This window comes from Phreatobacter aquiterrae, assembly GCF_053471285.1.
Window position 1 is genome coordinate 37,558 of the sequence record NZ_JBJPHW010000003.1, and the last position, 15,391, is coordinate 52,948.

14 protein-coding genes and 1 pseudogene are annotated in these 15,391 nt (G+C 67.8%); 11 read left to right on the top strand and 4 right to left on the bottom strand.

Annotated features, from left to right (window positions below; all coding sequences use genetic code 11):
- Window positions 1-227: 227 nt before the first annotated feature.
- The 6 genes and pseudogenes from atzF to ACJ4V0_RS05225 all read left to right on the top strand — a co-directional run bounded on the left by atzF (window position 228) and on the right by ACJ4V0_RS05225 (window position 6,615).
- A pseudogene (gene atzF, locus ACJ4V0_RS05200) lies at window positions 228-2,061 on the top strand (allophanate hydrolase).
- Between the two features lie 94 nt (window positions 2,062-2,155).
- Entirely contained in the window at window positions 2,156-3,109 is a 954-nt protein-coding gene (locus ACJ4V0_RS05205) for an ABC transporter substrate-binding protein (protein ID WP_448298505.1), read from the top strand.
- 177 nt (window positions 3,110-3,286) lie between these two features.
- A complete protein-coding gene (locus ACJ4V0_RS05210; RefSeq protein WP_448298930.1) occupies window positions 3,287-4,039 on the top strand; it encodes an ABC transporter permease in 753 nt (250 codons plus the stop codon).
- Window positions 4,032-4,811, top strand: coding sequence for an ABC transporter ATP-binding protein (locus ACJ4V0_RS05215; RefSeq protein WP_448298506.1), 780 nt, complete (start codon window positions 4,032-4,034; stop codon window positions 4,809-4,811). The genes ACJ4V0_RS05210 and ACJ4V0_RS05215 overlap by 8 nt, the downstream gene beginning before the upstream one ends.
- A gap of 18 nt (window positions 4,812-4,829) precedes the next feature.
- The gene (locus tag ACJ4V0_RS05220; protein ID WP_448298507.1) at window positions 4,830-5,732 is read left to right on the top strand and encodes a polysaccharide deacetylase family protein; all 903 of its coding nucleotides are present in this window, start codon (window positions 4,830-4,832) and stop codon (window positions 5,730-5,732) included.
- A 106-nt stretch (window positions 5,733-5,838) separates the two neighbouring features.
- Entirely contained in the window at window positions 5,839-6,615 is a 777-nt protein-coding gene (locus ACJ4V0_RS05225; RefSeq protein ID WP_448298508.1) for an SDR family NAD(P)-dependent oxidoreductase, read from the top strand.
- Window positions 6,616-6,633: 18 nt separating this feature from the next.
- Here the strand turns inward: ACJ4V0_RS05225 and ACJ4V0_RS05230 are convergent, their stop codons facing one another.
- A complete protein-coding gene (locus tag ACJ4V0_RS05230; protein WP_448298509.1) occupies window positions 6,634-7,185 on the bottom strand; it encodes a CAP domain-containing protein in 552 nt (183 codons plus the stop codon).
- 134 nt (window positions 7,186-7,319) lie between these two features.
- On the opposite strand from ACJ4V0_RS05230, the gene ACJ4V0_RS05235 reads away from it, so the two are divergent.
- Complete coding sequence (locus tag ACJ4V0_RS05235; protein ID WP_448298510.1) at window positions 7,320-7,583, top strand: hypothetical protein; 264 nt, start codon at window positions 7,320-7,322, stop codon at window positions 7,581-7,583.
- Between the two features lie 111 nt (window positions 7,584-7,694).
- Here the strand turns inward: ACJ4V0_RS05235 and ACJ4V0_RS05240 are convergent, their stop codons facing one another.
- Both ACJ4V0_RS05240 and acnA read right to left on the bottom strand, forming a co-directional pair.
- Entirely contained in the window at window positions 7,695-8,459 is a 765-nt protein-coding gene (locus tag ACJ4V0_RS05240) for a DUF1223 domain-containing protein (RefSeq protein WP_448298511.1), read from the bottom strand.
- Window positions 8,460-8,656: 197 nt separating this feature from the next.
- Entirely contained in the window at window positions 8,657-11,377 is a 2,721-nt protein-coding gene (gene acnA, locus ACJ4V0_RS05245) for an aconitate hydratase AcnA (protein WP_448298512.1), read from the bottom strand.
- Between the two features lie 187 nt (window positions 11,378-11,564).
- Here acnA and ccmA point away from each other — a divergent pair, with 187 nt between their 5' ends.
- Both ccmA and ccmB read left to right on the top strand, forming a co-directional pair.
- Window positions 11,565-12,167 (top strand): heme ABC exporter ATP-binding protein CcmA, encoded by a 603-nt coding sequence (ccmA, locus tag ACJ4V0_RS05250; RefSeq protein WP_448298931.1) that lies wholly within the window; start codon window positions 11,565-11,567, stop codon window positions 12,165-12,167.
- On the top strand, window positions 12,164-12,835 hold the full coding sequence (ccmB, locus tag ACJ4V0_RS05255) for a heme exporter protein CcmB (protein WP_448298513.1): 672 nt from the start codon (window positions 12,164-12,166) through the stop codon (window positions 12,833-12,835). The genes ccmA and ccmB overlap by 4 nt, the downstream gene beginning before the upstream one ends.
- Before the next feature lie 9 nt (window positions 12,836-12,844).
- On the opposite strand, the gene ACJ4V0_RS05260 is transcribed toward ccmB, so the two are convergent.
- Window positions 12,845-13,453: a glutathione S-transferase family protein gene (locus ACJ4V0_RS05260; protein WP_448298514.1), complete on the bottom strand. Its 609-nt coding sequence runs from the start codon at window positions 13,451-13,453 to the stop codon at window positions 12,845-12,847.
- Window positions 13,454-13,615: 162 nt separating this feature from the next.
- On the opposite strand from ACJ4V0_RS05260, the gene ACJ4V0_RS05265 reads away from it, so the two are divergent.
- Entirely contained in the window at window positions 13,616-14,248 is a 633-nt protein-coding gene (locus tag ACJ4V0_RS05265; RefSeq protein WP_448298515.1) for a J domain-containing protein, read from the top strand.
- Between the two features lie 153 nt (window positions 14,249-14,401).
- Window positions 14,402-15,391, top strand: coding sequence for a cobaltochelatase subunit CobS (gene cobS / locus ACJ4V0_RS05270; RefSeq protein ID WP_448298516.1), 990 nt, complete (start codon window positions 14,402-14,404; stop codon window positions 15,389-15,391).

Consider the following 15,391-nt stretch of genomic DNA (forward strand, 5'->3'; position numbering starts at 1 on the left):
TTCATCATATTGTCGAATTTATCACAGCATTGCATACAATACCGTGGCCAGGGCGTGCGGCGCATCTGCTGCGCCAGCAGTCCTGACGCCCAGTCGTTTTCTTTCATGATAACAATCGCGTGGGATGACCGCCGCGTGCCGTGACGGTCCATCCGCCATCGCCGCGACACGCTCCCGTGGGGTTGGCACATCGATTGCGAGGCATGGCCCAGACACGAGCTGGACCTATGCCCACGGACGTTGCACCGACCATTGCCGACCTGCACGCCGCCTACGCCGCCGGGGAACCACCGCGGGCGGTGATCGCTGCCCTCTACAGGCGCATCGCGGTGGTCGACGACCCCGGCATCTTCATTCATCTGCGCGCCGAGGCCGATGTGTTGGCGGATGCGGCGCGGCTGCCCGCCTTCGATCCCGCCCGCTTTCCGCTCTGGGGCGTGCCGGTCGCGGTGAAGGACAATATCGACGTCGCCGGCCTGCCGACGACGGCCGCCTGCCCGGCCTTCGCCCATGTTCCGGATCGGTCCGCGGCGGTGGTCGACAAGCTCGTCGCGGCGGGGGCGCTCGTCATCGGCAAGACCAATCTCGACCAGTTCGCCACGGGCCTCGTCGGGGTGCGCTCGCCCTATCCGATCCCGCGCAACGCCTTCGATCCGGCGCGGGTGCCGGGCGGCTCGTCCTCCGGCTCGGCCATCGCGGTCGCGCAGGGCATCGTGCCGATCGCGCTCGGCACCGACACGGCCGGATCAGGCCGCGTGCCGGCAGGGCTCAACGACCTCGTCGGCCTCAAGCCCTCCCTCGGCGCCGTCTCGACGCGCGGCGTGCTGCCGGCCTGCCGCACGCTCGACTGCGTCTCTGTCTTCTCCCGCACGCCGGACGATGCCTGGCGCACCTATGAGGTCCTGCGTGGCTTCGACGCCGAGGACGCCTATTCGCGTCCCGTCGCGGCCGACACGCCGGCGACCGCCCCGCCGCTGCGGACCCTCGGCCTGCCGCGCGCGGCCGACCGCCTGTTCTTCGGCGACGCCGCCATGGCCGACGCCTTCGAGGCGTCACTCGGGTTGCTGGCCCCGCTCGCCGGCGCGACGACGCCCGTCGACCTCACGCCCTTCTTCGCCGTGGCGAAGCTGCTCTATGAGGGGCCGTGGGTTGCCGAGCGGCATGCCGCCATGCGGTCCTTCCTCGCGACGAATGCCGGCGACGTCCATCCGGTCACGCGGCAGATCGTCGAAGCGGCCGGACGCTTCTCCGCCACCGACGCCTTCGAGGGGCTGTACCGGCTCGCCGACCTCAGGCGAGCCACCGAACAGGTCTGGACAAGGGTCGATGCGCTGGTGGTGCCCACCGCACCGGTCTTCCCGATGCTTGCGGATCTCGCCGCCGACCCGATCGGCCCCAACAGCCGCCTCGGCACCTATACGAACTTCGTCAACCTCCTCGATCTCGCCGCCCTCTCCGTTCCCGGACCCTTCCGCGCCGACGGCCTGCCGGCCGGCATCACGCTGATCGGGCCGAGGGGCAGCGATGCCGCGCTCATGCGCCTTGGCGCCGCCTTCGTCGCGGCGGCGGGCGACCGCCGCCGTCCGGCGGCATCGGTCGCGGCGTGAGGAGGCGATCATGACCCCGACCAATATGCCCGTCGACATCGCCCCGGACGACCTGATCGAGATCGTGGTGGTGGGCGCGCACCTCTCCGGCATGCCGCTCAACGGCGAATTGACCAGCCGCGGCGCGGCCTTCCGTCGGGTCGTCCAGACGACGCCCGACTATCGGCTCCATGCCCTCGCGGGGGGGCCGCCGAAACGGCCGGGGCTGATCCGCGTCGCATCCGGCACCGGAGCGGCCATCGCCTGCGAGGTCTGGGCCCTGCCGCCTGCCGGCTTCGGCACCTTCGTCGCCGGCATTCCCTCCCCCCTCGGCATCGGCACGCTTCGCCTTGCCGACGGCACGACCCCCAAGGGCTTCCTCGTGGAGACCGAGGGTCTCATCGGCGCCGAGGACATCACCGCCCATGGCGGCTGGCGCGCCTACATCGCCTCGCTGTCGGGAGCGGCAGCATGAAGCCCGCCCATCGCATCCCCGGCATGCCCCTGGCCGCCGGCCCCAACAAGCAGACGGGCGTCAGCCCGCATCCCCTTTCACAGGAGCCACGCACATGATCGTCCGTCGTCACTTCCTTATCGGGGCCGGCCTTGCCGCCGGCACTCTCTCGGCCCCCTCGGTGCTGCGCGCCCAGGAGCGCGTGATCAAGATGGGCGCGCTGCGCCTCATCCATTCCATGCCGCCGCATTTCTACGAGAAGTTCGCCCCGGCCGGCACGAAGATCGAGATCATCACCTTCGACTCCCCCACCGACGGCAAGAACGCCGTCGTCACCAAGTCGGTCGACTTCGGCACCTTCGGCATCGCCGCCGCCATCCTCGGCGCGGCGGCCGGGGAGCCGGTCGTGGTCGTCGGCGCCCTCTCCAACAAGGGCATGGGCGTCATCTCCAAGGCCGGTTCCGACGTGAAGACGGTGAAGGACCTCAAGGGCAAGCGCGTCGGCATCTGGCCGGGTTCGACCCAGGAGGTCTTCATCATGGAACGCCTGCGCATGGAGGGGCTGTCCATCCGCGACATCACCTCCGTACGTGTGCCTTTTGGCGAGATGCACGCCATGCTATCGCGCGGCGACATCGACGCCTATGTCGGCGCCGAGCCGGGACCGGCCCTGTCGATCACCTCGGGCGTCGGCCAGTTGGTCGAGTATCCCTATGGCACCGCGATGGGTGGCCTCAACATGATCTTCGGCACTCATGAGGAGACGGTCGCGAAAAACCCGGACCTGATCCGGACGATGCTCAAGATTCATCGTCAGTCCGTCGAGTTCATGAACGCCAACAAGCAGGTGGTGGCGGATACCACGGTCCAGCGGCTGGGCGCCAACCGCGCCGCGGTGGAGCAGGCGCTGGGTGCGAACAACATCGAATATGCCTGGAAACTCGACGAGACGGTTCTGAAGCAGGCACGGACCTATGCCGAGCAGATGCTGTCGCTGCGCCAGATCCGCGCCCTGCCCGACTTCGCCAAGTTCCTCAACCCGAAGTTCTCGAACGAGATCTCGGCCTGACACGGCTGACCGAACCCGCGTCGTCCGCCATCCGGCGGGCGGCGCCTCCCGTTTCCACGGCACGAGAGGACAGCAATCATGGCGATGGTTGAGACGGTGCCGCCCCCGGCGGCCGTGATCATCGAAAAACCGGTCGGCAGGACGCCGTGGGAGCGGGTCAAGCCGATGGTGCTGGCGATGATCGTGCCGGCCATGCTGCTCGCCTTCTGGCAGGTGGCGACCACGCAACGCTGGACCCGCCTGATCCCGACCCCCTACGAGGTCGGCGAGTACATGATCGATTTCGCCGTCGGCGGCATCTATGACGACGCCTTTTCGGCGACGCTCCTGACCCATCTCTTCGCGTCGATCAGCCGCGTCTATGGCGGCTTCGCGCTGGCCGCGCTGTTCGCCCTGCCGATCGGCCTGATGATCGGCCGCATACCCACCGCCCGCATGGTGCTCGATCCGTTCCTGCAGGTGATGCGGCCCATTCCCGTCACCGCCTGGCTGCCGCTCTCCATGATCCTCTTCGGCCTCGGTTCGCGCTCGGCCTTCGCGCTGGTGTGCCTCGGCGCCTTCTATCCGATCCTGCTCAACACGATCTTCGGCGTCCGCTCGGTCGACCCGAAGCTGTTCGAGGCCGCCTCCATGCTCGGATGCCAGGGCAACGCCCAGTTCTACAAGGTGGTGCTGCCGGCAGCCCTGCCGTCGATCTTCACCGGCCTGAGGCTCGGCCTCGGCCTCGCCTGGTTCGTCATCGTCGTCGGCGAGATGACCGGCGTCCCGCAGGGCCTCGGCGCCGTCATCATGGACGGCCGCACCCTGTCACGCACCGAACTCGTCATCTGCGGCATGATCATCATCGGCATCGCCGGCTACATCTCCGACCGGATTGTCGTGATGATCGGCAACCGCCTGCTCGCCTGGAGCCCGACCCATCATGGCTGAATCCAAGACGCCGATCATCGAGATCAAGCAGGTCTCCAAGGTCTTCAAGCTGCAGGACCAGACGATCAACGCCCTGCACGACGCCACTATCTCCATCCGCAAGGGCGAGTTCGTCTGCCTGATCGGGGCGTCGGGCTGCGGCAAGTCCACGCTGCTGCGCATCATCGCCGGCTTCGAGCAGCCCTCGTCCGGCGAGGCCCTCATGTGGGGCACGCCGATCAAGGGCCCGGACCCGACGCGCGGCATGGTGTTCCAGGACTATGCGCTGTTTCCCTGGCTCACGGTGCGCGACAATATCGGCTTCGGCCCCGCCGCGCGCGGGCTCGCCCGGTCGGTGGTGAAAGAGACGGTCGACAAATTCATCGAACTGGTCGGCCTGACGAAGTTCGCCAATGCCTATCCGCACCAGCTCTCCGGCGGCATGAAGCAGCGCGTCGCCATCGCCCGCGTGCTGGCGAACGACGCCGAGATCGTGCTGATGGACGAACCCTTCGGGGCGCTCGACGCCATGACCCGGGAGCGCCTGCAGGACGAACTCCTCGACATCTGGCAGCGGACCGGCCTGACGGTGGTCTTCGTCACCCACGCCATCGAGGAGGCGATCTTCCTCGCCGACCGCGTGGTGGTGATGACCCCCGGCCCGGGGCGGATCGAGAGCGACAATCCGCTGGGCCTGCAGCGCCCGCGCGACGTGGCGAGCCCGGAGTTCAACGCCATCCGCCGGGTGATGAGCGCCAAGCTGCACAGCCATCACGGCAAGAAGGCGGCCTGAGGCCGGGACGTGCTTCGCTTGACCCAGCCCCTCCGCCCCGAACAGCGCCTGCCCTACACGGCCTCCATCGACCGGCCGCGCATCGCCCTGCCGGACGGCAAACTGCTCGCCGTCTGGCCGGTGGTGAACGTCGAGAACTGGCGGATCGAGAACCCCATGCCGCGGCAGGTGCTGGTGGCGCCGACGGGGGCCGCGCTGCAGCCGGACATCGCCAACTGGGCCTGGCACGAATACGGCATGCGCGTCGGCTTCTGGCGCTTTACCGAGGCCTTCGCGCGGCACGCCATCCGCCCGACGCTCTCGATCAACGGCTCGGTGGCGGTCGACTACCCGCGGGTCGCGGGCGCGGCGCGCGACGCCGGCTGGGAGTTCATGGGCCACGGCTGGCACCAGGTGCCGACCCACCGCATCGAGGACCAACGGGCGATGATCCGCCAGACGGTCGAGACGCTGTCGGCCTTCACCGGCGAGCCGGTCGTCGGCTGGCTCGGGCCCGGCCTCACCGAGACGCTGGAAACTGCCGACCATCTGGCCGAGGCCGGCATCCGCTATATCGCGGACTGGGTGGCGGACGACCTTCCCTGCCGCCTGAGGACAGCCACGGGCGACGTCCTGACCATGCCCTATTCGGTGGAGCTCAACGACATTCCGCTCGTCATGATCCAGCATCATGCGGCGCGGGAATTTCTCGACCGGACGCTGGCGCAGGCCGACCGCCTGATCTCCGAGGCGAAGAGCCAAGGGCCGCTGGGCGGGGCGAAGGTGCTGTCCTTCGCCATCCACCCCTACATCATGGGCGTTCCGCACCGGATCGCGGTGCTGGAGGCGCTGCTGGCCGAACTCGCCTCGCGCCCGGAGATCGTCTTCATGCAGGGACGCGAGATCATGGAGTGGTATCTCGCCTCGGGCGATCCGACCTGATCGGGCGGCGGCCGGCTGGCGCACTTGTTCTCACGCAAAGCGCCGGCCTCGCCGAAGTGCTAGGGTTTTCACGTATCCCGAGAACCCTGCAAGCCGGAGACGCTCCATGACCGAACGCACCTCACTCGACGGCAAGGTTGCCCTGATCACCGGCGCCAATGGCGCCATTGGCTGCGCGGCGGCCGCCCTGATGGCCCGGCGCGGCGCCTCGATCCTCGCTGTCGACCGACCCGGCTCCGATTTCTCCGCGCTGCGCGGCGAGATGCCGGCCGGCGCGCGCTACGAGACCGTGGAAGCGGATGCCGCCGACGAGGCGGCGGTGGCCGGCTACGTCGCCGCAGCGCGGAACGCCTTCGGGCGCATCGACATCTTTTTCAACAATGCAGGCATCGAAGGCGTCGTGAAGCCGATCGACGACTATCCGCTCGCCACCTTCCGGCAGGTGATCGACGTCAACGTCATCGGCGTCTTCCTCGGCATGAAGCACGTGCTGCCGGTCATGTACGGTCAGGGCTCGGGCTGCGTCATCAACACGTCGAGCATCGCGGGCCTGAAGGGGACACCCGGGCTATCCGCCTACACAGCATCCAAGCATGCGGTCATCGGCATGACGCGCTCGGCCGCGGCCGAGGCGGGTCCCCGCGGAGTCCGCGTGCTGTCGGTCAATCCCGGGCCGATCGAAAGCCGCATGATGGATTCGATCAATGCCGGCCAGAGCCCCGACGCGAAGGCCGCCCATGACGCCATCGCCGCCATCGTGCCACAGGGGCGCTACGGGACGGTCGGCGAGGTCGCCGAACTGGTCGCCTTCCTCGCCTCCGACGCGGCGGGCTACTGCAGCGGCGGTGTCTACAGCGTCGACGGCGGGATGTGCGCGGTCTGACCGCGCGGCGTCCGCCGGTCAGGCGGCCGCCGTGGGTTCGGCCAGCACCAGCGCCCAGAAGACACGGTAGCGCGAGCCCGGCCGGAAGCCGGTGGCGATGCCGAGGCGCGTGACGGCCGGGTTCAGCATGTTGGCGCGGTGCGGCGGCGAATCGCGCCAGCCGGAGAAGGCCTCGGCGAGCGTCAGGTAGCCGGCCGAGGTGTTCTCCACCGCCGTGCGGTGCCGATAGCCGGCCGTCGTCAGCCTTGCGCCGACGGCGCCGGTGCGCACGCCGACCTGGTCGGCCTGCGTCATGGCGGCCGCCTGCGCCTCCGCCACCGCCATCAGGACCGGATCGACGGCGAGGTTTCCGCGGCCGTTGTTGCGGCGGAAGCCGGAGATCATGTCAGCGGCCATGGCGGCGTCCACCCGCGCGCCCGCCTGCGCGAGGTTGCGGTAGAAGCTCGGCTGGCTCGGAGCCTGGACGGGCGGGGCCGAACAGGCGGCGAGGAGCACGGACGATCCCGCGCCGAGGAGCAGGGCGCGGCGTGGCCAGATCATGGCGCCGTCCTTCAGGTCACATTCAGCCATCGAACCTTTTCCTCATGCCGCGACACCCATGCCATGACGCGCATGGATGCGCATCAATGGTTAAGCAAACTTCTCAACGCTCTCTCAACGTCGACGTGGTTGAGAGAGGTTTGATCAGCAAATTGGACAGGATCATGCCCTGGTATCGTTGTGACGCCCGCGGAGAAACCGACGGGTCGGCCGGCAAGGCCTTCGCGGCCACGCGCTTCGTCGAGGCCGATGTCGCCGAGACGGCCGCCGATCGCGTTCGCAGGAGCCTCGGCCGTGAACTCGTGCGCCTCGGCATCTGCCCGCTCGGCGCGGAGAAGCTGGTGTCGGTGGATGCCGTCCGCCGCATCGACGAGGAGGACGTTCCCGGCATCGTCGCGCCCGACATGGTGTGGCTGGCGCGGGCGTGAGCCCTCGCCTCCAGCGTGCTTTCGAGCGACGTGGAATCCGGTTCGCGTGAAGACAACGCGATCACGCGAGGAACCTTGGCAAAGGCCGACCCGGTTGGGCCGGCAAGCGCCCTAGTGGACCAGCAGCGGCGGAATATCGACCATCGCCGCGCCGACGACCGCACCGGGACGCCGCGGCGTACCGGCCTGCACCAGCACCGCCAGCCGCTCGCATTCCGGAGCAACGAGATTACCCCGTGAGACGGTGAAGGTGCGGGCGGCGCCCGTCCACTCGCCGAGATTGGCGTGGGAACGCACCACGTTGCGATAGGTGACGGTCTGGCCGCGATTCTCGCCGCGGGTGATCTCGACGGGCTGGCGCGATGAGACCCCGAACAGGAAGACGGTGGCGGGCGCCTCGGGGCTGAGACCCACGGTGGTCTGCGGCAGCGTGACCGTGATCGTGTCGCCGGCAACGCGGACGGTCACCGGCACGGCGAGCACGCCGGACTGGGCCCGTGTCTGCTCCATGACCCGCTCGACCGCCGTGCGGTCCGAACCGATGGCATGGCCGATACCGTTGACGATCATCTGCGGGGTATAGACCTGCCGGTCACCGCGCATATAGGCGTAGGCCTTCTGGCGCTTGGTATGGATCGGATTGGCGAGCGTGTCGCGCCAGCCGAGATAATCCCAGTAGTCGACGGCGAGCGTCAGGGCGATGACGTCGGGGCGGTCGGCCATCTCGGAGACGAAGCGGTCGGCCGGCGGGCAGGACGAGCAGCCCTGGCTGGTGAACAGTTCGATCACGGCCCGCGGACGCTCGGCCGGCGTTGCATTGACGCCGCTCCACGATACGAGGGCGAGCACGAGCCCGCCGAACAGCCTGCCATACACCATCGGATTCCGCCCCGATCTCGAGAACCCACTCGTTCCCGCGAGCGCTGTTTACGCCCACGGCAAGCCTCGAGGCTACTCACGGTTGGTTGAGAACCGTGCAAACGACCGTGAGCCCCCGCCCCCGAGCCAGACACAATAACGGCGGCCGGGCCGAAGCCAAGCCGCCGTCATCGGTCATTTGATCAGGATCAGGGTCAGGAGGCGAGGTCGCGCAGGACGTAGTGCAGGATTCCGCCGTTCTTGAAGTACTCGATCTCGTCCAGCGTATCGATGCGGCAGAGGATCGGCACCTTCTTCACCTTGCCGTCGGCGAAGGTGACCTCGGCCTCCATCTTCTGGCGCGGCTTCACCTTCTCCAGGCCCTTGATGGTGACCTTCTCGTCGCCCTTCAGGCCGAGGGAGGCCCAGGTCGTGCCCTCCTCGAGGGTGAAGGGAACGATGCCCATGCCGACCAGGTTGGAGCGGTGGATACGCTCGAAGGACTGCGAGATCACGGCGCGCACGCCGAGCAGGTTGGTGCCCTTGGCCGCCCAGTCGCGGGAGGAGCCGTTGCCGTACTCGACGCCGGCGAAGACGACCAGCGGCACCTTCTCGTCGCGGTACTTCATGGCGGCGTCGTAGATCGACATCTCCTCCTTCGAGGGATAGTGGATCGTGAAGCCGCCTTCCTTGCCGTTCGGACCCATCATGTGGTTGCGGATGCGGATGTTGGCGAAGGTGCCGCGCATCATCACCTCATGATTGCCGCGGCGCGTGCCGTACTGGTTGAAGTCGGCGACATCGACCTTGTTGTCGATGAGATACTTGCCCGCCGGGCTCGCCGCCTTGATGGAGCCGGCCGGCGAGATGTGGTCGGTGGTGATCTTGTCGCCGAACAGGCCGAGGATGCGGGCGCCCTCGATGTTGCTGACGGCGTCCGGCTTCATGTCCATGCCGACGAAATAGGGCGGGTTCTGCACATAGGTTGACTTGTCGTCCCAGGCATAGGTCTGGCCGGTCGGCGCCTTCACCTTTGCCCAGTTGGCGTCGCCCTTGAACACGTCGGCATAACGTTCCTTGAAGAGCTTCTTGGTGACGTTCTTGGCGATGAAGGCGTTGATCTCCTGCGAGGAGGGCCAGATGTCCCGGAGATAGACGGGGTTGCCCTTCTTGTCGGTGCCGAGCGGCTCCTTGGTCAGGTCCATGGTCACCGAACCGGCGAGCGCGTAGGCGACGACCAGCGGCGGCGAGGCGAGATAGTTCGCCTGCACGTCGGGCGAGACGCGGCCCTCGAAGTTGCGGTTGCCCGAGAGCACGGCGGAGGCGATCAGGCCGTTGTCGTTGATCGCCTTGGAGATCTCGGCTGGCAGCGGGCCGGAGTTGCCGATGCAGGTGGTGCAGCCGAAGCCGACGAGGTTGAAGCCGAGCTTGTCGAGATCCTTCTGCAGGCCCGAATTCGCCAGGTACTCGGCGACGACCTGGCTGCCGGGGGCGAGAGAGGTCTTCACCCAGGGCTTGGTCTTCAGCCCCTTGGCGACCGCGTTGCGGGCGAGGAGGCCTGCGGCGAAGAGCACGGCGGGGTTCGAGGTGTTGGTGCAGGAGGTGATGGCGGCGATCGCGACGTCACCATGACCGAGGGTGTAATCGCGGCCTTCGACCTTTACGCGGCGGCCCATCTCGGCCGCCTTCTTGTAGTCCTTCTCCATCGCATCGGCGAAGCCGGCGCCGACCGCCTCAAGGGCGACGCGGCCCTCGGGGCGCTTCGGACCCGCCATCGACGGGACGACGGTGTCGAGCTCGAGCTCCAGCGTGTCGGTGAAGACCGGGTCGGGCGAGGCCTTGGTGCGGAACAGCCCCTGGGCCTTGGAATATTTCTCCACTAGCGCGATGCGCGCCGGCTTGCGGCCCGAGGTGGTCAGGTAGTTCAGCGTCTCGTCGTCGACGGGGAAGAAGCCGCAGGTGGCGCCGTATTCCGGGGCCATGTTGGCGATGGTGGCGCGGTCGGCCAGCGTCATGTTGTTGAGGCCGGGGCCGTAGAACTCGACGAACTTGCCGACGACGCCCTTCTTGCGCAGCATCTGGGTGACGGTCAGCACGAGATCGGTGGCGGTGACGCCCTCCTTCAGCCGGCCGGTCAGCTTGAAGCCGATGACCTCGGGCAGCAGCATGGACTGCGGCTGGCCGAGCATGGCGGCTTCGGCCTCGATGCCGCCGACGCCCCAGCCGAGCACGGCGAGACCATTGACCATGGTGGTGTGGCTGTCGGTGCCCACCAGCGTGTCGGGATAGGCGACCTCGTAGGTGACGGTCGTCTTCTTTCCCTTGACCGTCTTCACGGCCTTTTCCTTCTTCGTCCAGACGGTCTGGGCGAGATATTCGAGGTTCACCTGGTGGCAGATGCCGGTGCCGGGCGGCACGACGGAGAAGTTCTTGAAGGCCTGCTGGCCCCACTTCAGGAAGCGGTAGCGCTCGCCGTTGCGGGCATATTCGAGGTCGACGTTCTTCTTGAACGCCTTGGGCGAACCGAACTCGTCGACGATGACCGAATGATCGATGACGAGGTCGACGGGAACGAGGGGGTTGATCTTCTGCGGGTCGCCGCCGAGCGCCTTCATGGCGTCACGCATGGCGGCGAGGTCGACGACCGCGGGCACGCCGGTGAAGTCCTGCATCAGTACGCGGGCCGGGCGGAAGGCGATCTCCTTGCCCGCCTTGCCCTTGTCCTTGATCCAGGCGGCGACCGCCTCGATGTCGGCCTTGGTGACGGAGCGGCCGTCCTCGGCGCGCAACAGGTTCTCGAGCAGCACCTTCATCGAGAAGGGCAGGGCCGAAATGCCGGCGAGGCCGTTCTTCTCGGCCTCCTTCAGGCTGTAGTAGACGTAGGACTTGGAGCCGACCTTGAGCGTCTTGCGGGCCTTGAAGCTGTCGAGCGACATGTGGCGATGATCCCCTCATTCTGGAGGCCGACGTCGCGCCCGGGGCGGAGCACTTCACAAAACGACGCGGGAAGACGCGGCGGCCGATCGGCGGCGTTATAGAGGGATTCCAATCAGCCCGCCATATGGTTAGAAGCGCTAATCTCGCCTCGCAGATCACCCTTTCGTCGCGTAGGAATGCGGCATGATGCGCCTCACCGCCGATGCCCTGACCTGCCAGCGCGGCGGACGGGTCGTGTTTGCCGGGCTTAGCTTCGCCGTCGCGAGCGGCGAGGCCGTGCAGGTGACCGGTCCGAACGGGGCCGGGAAATCGAGTCTTCTCCGCCTGATCGCAGGTCTCGTCCGCATCGAGGCCGGGCGCCTGATGCTCGACGGCGGCGACGACGAGGCGACCATCGGCGAGCAGTGCCACTATTGCGGCCACCAGGACGCCTTCAAGGGATCGCTGACGGTCGCCGAGAACCTCGCCTTCTGGACAGACTACCTCGGCGGCGGCGGCACGGATGCCGGAACGGCGCTCGGCCGGCTCGGCATCGATCATCTGGCCGATCTGCCGGCAGGCTATCTCTCGGCCGGCCAGCGGAGGCGGCTGGCGCTCGCGCGCCTCCTGACGGTGGCCCGCCCGGTCTGGCTTCTGGACGAGCCGACCGCAGCCCTTGACCTTGCCAGCCAGAAGGTCCTCGCCGGCATCATGGTGGAGCATGTCGCCGGCGGCGGCATGATCCTCGCGGCCACCCACGGGCCGCTCGGCCTGCCGACGCGCGAACTGGCGATCGGGCGGGCGTCATGATCGCACCCCTCAAGGCCGTCTTCCTGCGCGACCTGCGCCTTGCCGTCCGCATCGGCGGCGGCGCCATGGTGGGCGTCGTGTTCTTCCTCGCCGTCGTCACCATCGTGCCCTTCGGGGTCGGGCCGGACATGAACCTCCTGGCGCGGATCGGCCCGGCCATCCTGTGGATCGGTGCGCTGCTCGCGACGCTGCTCGGCCTCGACCGGCTGTTCCAGGCGGATGCCGACGACGGCTCGCTCGACCTCATGCTGATGGCGCCGGCGCCGCTGCCGCTGGTCATCGCGGCGAAGGCGGCGGCGCACTGGCTGGCGACCGGCCTGCCGCTGGTCGCGGCCGCCCCCATGCTCGGGCTTTTCCTCAACGTGCCGCCGGAGGCGATGGGCGCCGTCGTCCTGACGCTGGCGGCGGGCACCCCGGCGCTGAGCCTCATCGGCGCCGTCGGCGCGGCGCTCGCCGTCAGCCTCCGGCGCGGCGGCCTGCTGATGGCGATCCTGGTGCTGCCGCTGACGATCCCCGTCCTGATCTTCGGCGTCGCCGCCACCACCTCCGCGATCGTCGGCCCGCTGCCCTTCGGCCAGCCCTTCACCATCCTGGTCGGGCTGAGCCTGATGAGCGTGGTTCTCGGGCCGATCGCGGCAGCGGCGGCGCTGCGCCTGGGGCTTGAATGAGCCTCCGGCTCAGATGACGGGCTTCGTCTCGGCCCAGGCCTCCGGCATCAGCGCGGCGAAGGCGTCGAGCCAGGCCACGAGACGGGGATGGCCGGCGCGCCATTTGCCCTCGAAGCGGAAGTCCTGGTAGGCGAGCGCGCAGGCCAGCGTGATCGTGCCGACATGGACCTCGACGGCAGGCGGCGCGGCCTCGAGGGTCTTGAGCGCCCGCGCCACCTTGTCACGCTGGTGGGTGAGCCACTTCTCGTCGCGACGGTCCTCGCTGTGGAACATGACCTCGTAGCGCTGCAGGATGCCGGCATCCATGATGCCGTCGGCCAGCGCCTGCAGGGTGAGGGCTTCGATGCGCTTGCGGGGTTCGGCGGGGATGATCACGCCGCCGCCCGCCTGGAGATCCACCCATTCGAGGATGACGCGGCTGTCATAGACCACCATGCCGTCGTCGAGGATGAGAGCGGGAATCTTGCCCAGCGGGTTCTGGGCGCGGATCGGATCCTCGGCGCTCATCGTATCGGTGTTGACGACCTCGATGCCGGAGAATTGGCCCAGATGCATCATCGCCAGCTTCACCTTGCGGCCGAAGGGGGAAAAAGGCGACGAGCGCAGGATGATCGACATGGGGGCATTTCCTCGGGAGGCCTGGTCGTGTTGGCGAAGGACCCTGCACAGCCCGGTCCGGCCCGGTCAAGGGGGCGGCCCCGGAGGGCACCGCCTCACCGCCTCGCCTTGCCGCTGGCGGCCCTGGACCCCATAATTGCCAATCTGCTTCGCCGGACCCCCATGAAAATCGACTCGCCCTATTTTGACAGCATCCGGGTCAAGCCCGAGGACGACCGGCGCACCCGCGCCCGGCCGGGGACGCGCGTCTGCGCGCACCAGGGCTGCGGCTGCGAGGCGACGCACCGGGCGCCGCTCGGCCGCGACCACGAAGGGCAGTTCGTCTGGTTCTGTCTGGACCACGTCAAGGAATACAACGCGAAGTACAACTATTTCGCCGGCATGAACGACGCGGCGGTGGCGGCCTATCAGAAGGACGCGATCACCGGCCACCGGCCGACCTGGGGCATGGGCGTCAACTCCTGGACGAAGTCCGGCCGCCGCGAGGCCCCCAAGCCGGATTTCGATCCGCGCAAGGCCGCCGACCCCTTCGGCATGTTCGACGGCGCGGACTGGCGGCAGGCCAGCGAGCGCACGGCCGAGCCCGAGGGGCGGATGATCCGCAATGCCGAACGCAAGGCGCTCGACACGCTCAATCTCGACATCCACGCCACCGCGGCAGAGATCAAGGCGCGCTTCAAGGAACTGGCGAAACGCCTGCATCCGGACGCCAATGGCGGCGACCGGTCGCGCGAGGACAAGCTGCGCGAGATCATTCAGGCGTATAACTACCTGAAATCCGTCGGCTTCTGCTGAACGGGCGGCTTCCGCCCCTGATGCGACGCATCAGAATTTCGAATGGCATTCCCGCAAAGGGCGCCCTTCCGGCGGCCCGCGGCGTTCTGGTAAGGTTGGTTCCATCATGCGGATTTGGCTCGCTGCGCCGCGCGCGGCATCGGAGGTTCTTTCGTGACAGTGCAGACCGACAAGGTGTCCGGGCTCCCGGATACGACCCTTTCCGTGCGCCAGGCGTTCGGTATCGATTCGGACATGGTGGTTCCCGCCTATTCGCAGGGCGAGGATCACGTCCCCGATCTTGATCCGGACTACCTGTTCGACAAGCCGACGACGCTGGCGATCCTCGCGGGCTTCGCCTTCAACCGGCGCGTCATGGTGTCCGGCTATCACGGCACCGGCAAGTCGACCCACATCGAGCAGGTCGCCGCCCGCCTCAACTGGCCCTGCATCCGCGTCAACCTCGACAGCCACGTCTCGCGCATCGACCTCGTCGGCAAGGACGCGATCGTGCTGAAGGACGGCAAGCAGATCACCGAATTCCGCGACGGCATCCTGCCCTGGGCCTACCAGCACAATGTCGCGCTCTGCTTCGACGAATATGACGCCGGCCGCCCGGACGTGATGTTCGTCATCCAGCGCGTACTCGAAAGCTCGGGCCGTCTCACGCTGCTCGACCAGAGCCGCGTCATCCGCCCTCACCCGGCCTTCCGCCTCTTCGCCACCGCCAACACGGTCGGCCTCGGCGACACGACGGGCCTCTATCACGGCACGCAGCAGATCAATCAGGCGCAGATGGACCGCTGGTCCATCGTCACGACGCTGAACTACCTGCCGCATGACCACGAGGTCGGCATCATCCTCGCCAAGGCGAAGAGCTTCGCCAAGACGGCCGAGGGCCGCGACCAGGTGAACAAGATGGTGCGCGTGGCGGACCTCACCCGCAACGCCTTCATGAACGGCGACCTCTCCACCGTCATGAGCCCCCGCACCGTGCTGACCTGGGCCGAGAACGCCGACATCTTCAAGGACATCGGCTTCGCCTTCCGGCTCACCTTCCTCAACAAGTGCGACGAGCTGGAGCGCACCCTGGTCGCCGAGTTCTACCAGCGCTGCTTCGGCCAGGAACTGCCGGAAAGCGCCGTCAACGTGGCGCTGAGCTGA